This is a genomic window from Arthrobacter sp. JCM 19049 (assembly GCF_001310435.1).
This window is the reverse complement of record NZ_BAXF01000092.1, coordinates 1-6,908: the sequence shown is the minus strand read 5'-3', so window position 1 is coordinate 6,908 and position 6,908 is coordinate 1. Positions and strand designations below refer to the sequence as shown.

At 66.3% G+C, this 6,908-nt stretch carries 5 protein-coding genes and 2 pseudogenes; 6 read left to right on the top strand and 1 reads right to left on the bottom strand.

What is annotated here, in order from left to right:
* Nucleotides 1–602 (top strand): annotated as a pseudogene (locus JCM19049_RS19030) (zinc-binding dehydrogenase); the annotation flags it as partial.
* On the opposite strand, the gene JCM19049_RS06470 reads toward JCM19049_RS19030, so the two are convergent.
* Nucleotides 591–1,736: a Ku protein gene (locus tag JCM19049_RS06470; protein WP_306420722.1), complete on the bottom strand. Its 1,146-nt coding sequence runs from the start codon at nucleotides 1,734–1,736 to the stop codon at nucleotides 591–593. The pseudogene JCM19049_RS19030 and the gene JCM19049_RS06470 overlap by 12 nt on opposite strands.
* A 297-nt stretch (nucleotides 1,737–2,033) precedes the next feature.
* Between JCM19049_RS06470 and JCM19049_RS06465 the strand changes: the two are divergent.
* From JCM19049_RS06465 to JCM19049_RS06445, 5 genes and pseudogenes are all read left to right on the top strand, one after another.
* Nucleotides 2,034–4,532, top strand: a pseudogene (locus tag JCM19049_RS06465) (ATP-dependent DNA ligase).
* Nucleotides 4,533–4,693: 161 nt separating this feature from the next.
* Entirely contained in the window at nucleotides 4,694–4,885 is a 192-nt protein-coding gene (locus JCM19049_RS06460; protein WP_306420721.1) for a hypothetical protein, read from the top strand.
* A gap of 129 nt (nucleotides 4,886–5,014) precedes the next feature.
* Nucleotides 5,015–5,266: a DUF4235 domain-containing protein gene (locus JCM19049_RS06455; RefSeq protein ID WP_054821171.1), complete on the top strand. Its 252-nt coding sequence runs from the start codon at nucleotides 5,015–5,017 to the stop codon at nucleotides 5,264–5,266.
* 33 nt (nucleotides 5,267–5,299) lie between these two features.
* The gene (locus JCM19049_RS19025; RefSeq protein ID WP_279402600.1) at nucleotides 5,300–6,283 is read left to right on the top strand and encodes a cysteine hydrolase; all 984 of its coding nucleotides are present in this window, start codon (nucleotides 5,300–5,302) and stop codon (nucleotides 6,281–6,283) included.
* Between the two features lie 77 nt (nucleotides 6,284–6,360).
* Nucleotides 6,361–6,908 (top strand): thiamine pyrophosphate-binding protein (locus JCM19049_RS06445; protein ID WP_279402599.1); only part of this gene is annotated, 548 nt, incomplete at its 3' end.

Sequence of the window (6,908 nt, the reverse complement as noted above, 5' to 3'; positions counted from 1 at the left end):
TCGGCCAGATGGCCTCCCGCATCGCCACCCACCTGGCTACCGGGTCATCGGGGTGGACCCGGTGGCCGAACGCCGCGACATGGCCGCACGCCACGGGGTGGAAACCCTGAACTTCAAGTCCTCCAGCGCCAAGGAACTGGCGGAAATGACCGGTCGCGGACCGGATTCGGTCATTGACGCGGTGGGCATGGAGCGCACGGTTCACCGGCAGCCTGGGTGGCGCAGCAGGCGACCGGCCTGCTGCCGGGTCCGGTGGCGGAACTGGCGATGAAGCATGCGGCGGTGGACCGCACCGCGGTGCTGCATTCGGCGGTGTCCTCGGTGCGCCGCGGCGGAACGATTTCCCTCAGTGGGGTTTACGGTGGGCCGTGACCCCGATGCCGCTGCTGGAGATGTTCGACAAGCAGATCACCGTGAAGCAGGGCCAGTGCAATGTGCGGCGCTGGATCGATGACCTGCTGCCGCTGACCGAGGATTCAGCTGACCCGCTGGGCCTGGACGACCTGGTCACCCACACCGCCCCGCTCTCCCGCGGGCCGGAGCTCTATGAGACCTTCCAGAAGAAGAAGGACGGCTGCATCAAGGTGGTGCTAACGCCCTAGGGAACCACCGGGCCGAACGGTCCCGGAAGAGTGTTCAGGCGCTCTTCCGGGGCCGTTTGGTCTCTGTGGACTTCTTCGCGCTGGAGGTGGTGCCCTTTTTGGCCGCCGGTTTCTTGGCCGCCGTCTTTTTAGCGGCCGGCTTCTTCTCTGCCGACTTTTTGGTCTCCGTCTTCTTCTGCGCGGTTTTCTTCGCGGTGGATTTTGTGGTGCTGGTCTTCTCGTCCGAGGAGTTCTTGGCCGCTGTCTTCGTGGCCGTGGATTTCTTGGTGCCTTGGTGGCTGTTTCCTTCTTGGCCGCCGTCTTCTTGCCGCCGGACCCCGAATCAGCGTCCTCATCCTCGGCCTCGGCGTCCTTGGCCGGCTTCGAGCGGGTGGCCGCCTTGGCCTTGCCGCCGCGCTTGGAATCGATGCTGCGCTTCAGCGCCTCCATCAGGTCAATGACCTCCCCGGAGGATTCAGTCTCGGCCGGGGCCTCACCGAACGTGGCGTCGGTGTCCAGCGCGTCCCCCTGCTTCAGTTTTTCGTCAATGAGGGTGCGCAGCTCGTTCTGGTAGTCGTCCTCGAACTGGCTCGAATCGAAATCCCCGGTGAACTGCTCCACCAACGCCGCCGACATCTTCAGCTCCTGCGGGGAAATCTTCGCCGCACCATGGGCGGCAGGGAAATCGGCTTCCCGCAATTCATCGCCCCACATCATGGACTGCAGCACCATGACATCGTCACGCACCCGCAGGACGCCCAGCCGGGTCTTCTGGCGCAGCGCGAACTTCACCACCGCCATCAGCTCGGTCTGCTCCAACGTGCGGCGCAGCAGCGCGTAGGCCTTGGGGGACTTGGAATCCGGTTCCAGGTAGTAGCTGCGCTCCAGGGTCAGCGGGTCAATCTGCTCTGCCGGAACGAACTGCACCACATCGATTTCGCGGCTCTTCTCCGAGGGCAGCGCATCCATTTCCTCGTCGGTGAGCACCACGGTCTGCTCACCGGTGTCGTAGGCCTTGTCGATGTGCTGATAGGTGATCTTCTTCCCGCACACCTCACAGCGCCGCTCGTAGCGGATCCGGCCGCCGTCCTTGTCGTGAACCTGATGCAGGTCAATGTCGTGGTCGCTGGCCGCACTGTAGGCCTTGACCGGCACGTTGACCAGCCCGAACGCAATAGAACCTGTCCAGATAGCACGCATAGGCATAGTCAAGCAGGAAGGCAGCGGCGCTGACTAGGGGGCGCAGCAAACTTCATGGTTCTTCCGCCATCACCCGGCCCGCTGTGCGCCGGCGGGGCGGCCAACCGCAAAGCTTGCCATGAGCGGTTGGGCACCGTCACCCGGCAGGGCACAGTGGGAAACAGCGGCACGGGCCTTGAGCAAGGAGCCGGGCCAACGCACGATGGCAGTAGCCGGCACGCGGGAAGCGTGCGGCAGATAAGGGAGGGACGCATGGCTCGGCGGGGCGGCGAACAGAGCGTGAGCATTGACGGACACACCCTGCGGGTCAGCAACCTGGACAAGGTGCTGTATCCGCAGACCGGGACCACCAAGGGTGAGGTGATCGACTACTACGCCCGGGTGGCGCCCACCCTGATCAGCTACGCGGCCTGGCGCCCGGCCACCCGCAAACGCTGGGTCGAAGGGGTCGGTACGGAGGACAAGCCGCTGCAGCCGTTCTTCCGCAAGGACCTGGAGGACTCGGCCCCCAGCTGGATTCCCACCGGGAAGATCCAGCATTCGGATCACGTGAACACCTACCCGCTGGTCAACGAACCGGCGGTCCTGGCCTGGCTCGGGCAGGTGGCCGCCCTGGAAATCCATGTCCCGCAGTGGCGCTTTGATCCCACCCTGAACCCGCAGAACCCGGACCGCATGGTTCTGGACTTGGATCCCGGGCCCGGGGCCGGACTGGCCGAATGCGTTCAGGTGGCCAAGTGGTGCCGGGAAATCCTGGAGGGGATGGGCATGCAGGCGCTGCCGGTGACCAGCGGGTCCAAGGGCATCCACCTGTATGCGCCGCTGGATGGCACCCATACTTCCGAGCAGATCTCCGCGGTCGCCCGTGAGATGGCCCGTTCCCTGGAGCAGGGCCAGCCGGAGCTGGTGGTCTCGAACATGAAGCGCTCGCTGCGTGAGGGGAAGGTGCTTGTGGACTGGAGCCAGAACAACGCGGCCAAGACCACCATCTGCCCGTATTCGCTGCGCGGACGCGCCCACCCGACCGTGGCCGTTCCCCGGCACTGGGAGGAACTGGAGGATCCGGACCTGCGCCACCTGGAGTACCCGGAGGTGCTGCAGCGCCTGGAGGAGGGCAACGACCCGCTCACCCCGCTGGCCGATACGGCCAGCACGGATCGGCTGGCCACCTACCGCTCCATGCGCGATGCGGCCAAGACCCCGGAGCCGGTGCCCGAACCACGCACCAAGACCACGCTGCGCACGGTCGGGCAGCAGGCCACGTTCGTCATCCAGAAACACCAGGCCCGCCGCCTGCATTGGGATTTCCGGCTGGAACACGACGGGGTGCTGGTGTCCTGGGCGGTGCCCAAGGGACCGCCGCTGCGCCAGGGCGTGCACCGGCTGGCCGTCATGACCGAAGACCACCCGCTGGAATACGCCAGCTTCCACGGCAGCATCCCCAAGGGGGAGTATGGGGCGGGCACCGTGGAAATCTGGGACACCGGCACCTGCCGGATCGAGGAGTGGGAGGACGACAAGAAGGTCATCGCCGTGCTGGAGGGACGCCCCGACGGTGGGCTGGAGGGCGTACCGCGCCGCTTCGTGCTCATCCACGCGAAGAACATGGGTGGGGAGCGCAACTGGTTGCTGCAGCTGACCAAGGACCAGCCCTCCGAACACGAGCGGTCCGAACCGGAACCGAGCGAGGAACCAGACGCACCGGCTTCCCGCCCCAAGGCCCGGGCCACCCGCAAAACTAACGGCAACGGGCCGAGACCCGCGCAGCTGCCCGAACTGCGTCCGATGCTGGCCACCGCCGGAAGCCTGGGGGACATCGACCCGGACGAATGCTGGTCCTTTGAAATGAAATGGGACGGCTACCGCGCCTGGTGGGCACCACCGGGGGAAAGCTGAGCATCACCAGCCGCAACGGCAAGGACCTGACCGAGCTGTTCCCCGAACTGGCTGAAATCACCGGGCTGGCCCCGCAGGGCAGCATCCTGGACGGGGAAATCGTGGCGTTGGATTCCACGGGGCGCCCCGACTTCGGGTTGCTGCAGCAGCGGCTGTCCAGCACCGCCAAGTCCTCGCGGTCCACCGCCAAGGCCCGCTCCGGTCCCGGGAAACCGGATGTGCACCTGATGCTCTTTGACGTGTTGGCATTGCCCGGTGAGGGTGGAGCGATGCAGGACCTGACCGATCAGGTCTACCAGGTGCGCCGCGAACGGCTGCAGCAGGCGGTGCGCGAAGGCCGTTTCATCCACATTCCACCGGCCCACCACGGGGCGGCGCCGGACGCGGTGGCCACCAGTGAAGAGCTGGGGCTGGAAGGCATCGTCGCCAAGGAATGCGACAGCAGCTATGAACCGGGCCGGCGCAGCGCGAATGGATCAAGATCAAGCACCAGGCCCACCAGGAAGTGGTGGTGATCGGCTGGCGGCAGGGCCAGGGGGCGCGCAGCTCCAGCTTTGGCTCCCTGCTGCTGGCCATCCCCGACCAGCAGGGCACCTTGCACTACGCCGGGCGGGTGGGCACCGGGTTCCGCCAGGAACAGCTGACCCAGATTCGCGCCCGCCTTCAGAAGCTCACCCGCAAGACCCCGCCGGCCAAGGACGTGCCGGCCGCCGATCAGCGCGACGCCCACTGGGTCAGCCCGAAGCTGGTCGGCGAGGTGCAATACAGCGAGACCACCCGGGACGGCGCCTGCGCCATCCGGTGTGGCGCGGCTGGCGCCCGGACAAGGACCCGGAGCAGGTCCGCCGCGAATAACCGCCCACTTATCGCTGGCTGGGATCTTGCTGGACGTCCTTGGGACTGAACCCGGCCAGATGACAGGGTGGTGGCAACCGGTGCGAAACGAACCGGACTCGATCACGGAAAGGAGAAGGACCATGCAAACTTGTGCCAATTGCGGAAACACGGCCCAGGACATGTTCAGTATCACCCGCGACGAGATGACCCGGCACTTTGACAGTTTTGAATGCGCGATCCACATGATGGCCCCGCGCTGCGCGCACTGTCAGTGTGCCATTCTCGGCCACCCGGTGCGCAAGGAGGGCGGAGCGTTCTGCTGCTCCCACTGCGCCGAGGGAAGCGAATCGTCGCAGGTGCCCACGCAGTAATCGCGAAGCACGGCGGCTGGCCGAAGCACCGAGGGCTTCTTCGCACCCAGCCACTATCCGCAACCACCAATTTCCAATTCACCAACCATCAGCAACAGCCCGCCACCGGCGGGAAGTAAGGGGATAGAAATGAAAATCCTGATCCGTCTGCTGAGTCTGGGAGTGTCGATGCTGGCCGGACTGGTCGGCACCAAGCTCATCAGCGCCGTCTGGCGCAAGGGCACCGGCGAAGAGCCGCCGAGCCCGGCCAACCCAAAGGAACAGCAGCAGGCCACCGTGCCCAAGCTGCTGGTCTTCGCCGCGATCTCCGGAGCCAGCGCCGCGGTCATCCAGGCCATCACCAAGCGCTGGACCGGCCAGCTGGAAGCCAAGGTCGGCTAGCCGGCCCGCGGGCCAGAGCCAACAGGAGGCAGCATGACACAGCTCAGTGGGGACTTCCGGCATCCGGCCTTGCTGCTCATCGACCTGCAGAACGCGTTCTTTGAGACCGAGGAGCTGGCCGCCAAGCGCGATCAGGTGGTGGCCAACTGCAATCGCCTGATCGCCGCCGCCCGCGAGGCCGGGGCACCGGTGATCAACGCCCGCACCGTGCACAAGCGCGACGGCTCCACCTGGACCCTGAAGATGCTGGAGGACGAACAGGGTTACCTGTTCGAGGGCACCGAGCAGGCCGAGAACCTGAGTGAACTGGACCTGGACGGGGCCATCAGCATCATCAAGCGGCGCGACAGCGTCTTTTGGAACACCGAACTGCTCACCCAGCTGCTGCAGCACCGGGTCACCTCGCTGATCATGGCCGGGGTGTCCTCGCACACCTGCGTGGCGGCCACCGCCTCGGACGCGTTCGCCGCGAACCTGGCCGTGGTCGTGGCCACCGACGCGGTGGCCTCCGAGGACCCGGATTTTGAGGATGTCACCCTGAAGCTGCTGCGCGAGCAGCACCGCCAGCGCCTGGCCGAAACCTCCTCCATTGTGCGCCTGCTCCAGGTCTCGCACACCCACCACAACGAATCGACCGACCCCAACCCGTTGGAGAATGCACCCACGAACACCGGCGCGAACGAAAGGACTGAGGACATGACCCTGAACAACTCCGAATTTGACGACGTGCGCCGCGACGAGGACATCGACGAGCCGATCGACGGACGCGACAGCCAGCCGGTCAGCGAAGGCTCCTCCGACGCCCCGCAGACCCTGGAATCCGAGGATCCGCTGCGCGGCCAGGACGCCATTCTGGACGAGGACGACGAACATGCCTTCGGCACCGGGCCGCTGGAGGGCGACGACGAGGAGCGGATCGTGGGCGACCCGCAGCTCGAACAGGACATCGACCCAGGGGTGGACGAAGCCCGGCCCGCCAACCAGGGCGACCACCGAGACGAACCGGACCTGGACTGACCCCAGGGCCTACCCACCCGCCCCGGCTGCCGGCTGGCAGCCGGGGCGCGGCGCGAGAGCACATACAGGAGGCAGCAATGACTGAGCGACTAGTGGCCGATACCCTCGTGGACCGGCTTGCCGAGTGGGGCGTCACCCGCATCTACGGCTACAGCGGGGACGGGATCAACACGTTCCTCGGCGCGCTGCGGCGCAAATCCATGCCGTTCATCCAGGCCCGGCATGAGGAAGCCGCCGGGTTCATGGCGGTGGCGCACAGCAAGTACGCGCTCGGCCAGCTTGGCCAGCAGGCCGATACCGGCACCGGGGTGGACATCGGGGTGATGACCTCCACCCAGGGCCCCGGGGCGGTGCACCTGCTCAACGCCCTGTACGACGCAAAACTGGACAGCATTCCGGTGGTGGCCATCGTCGGGCAGCAGAACCGGCCCTCCCTGGGCAGCGAATACCAGCAGGAAATCGACCTGGAGGGCATGTTCCAGGATGTGGCCGCCTACCGGGAGGAAGTGACCACCGCCGAACAGGTGATCCCGGTGCTTGACCGGGCGCTGCGCACCGCGCTGGCCACCTCCGCGCCCGCCGTGGTGATCGTGCCGCACGACGTGCAGCAGCAGGCCCGAAAAGA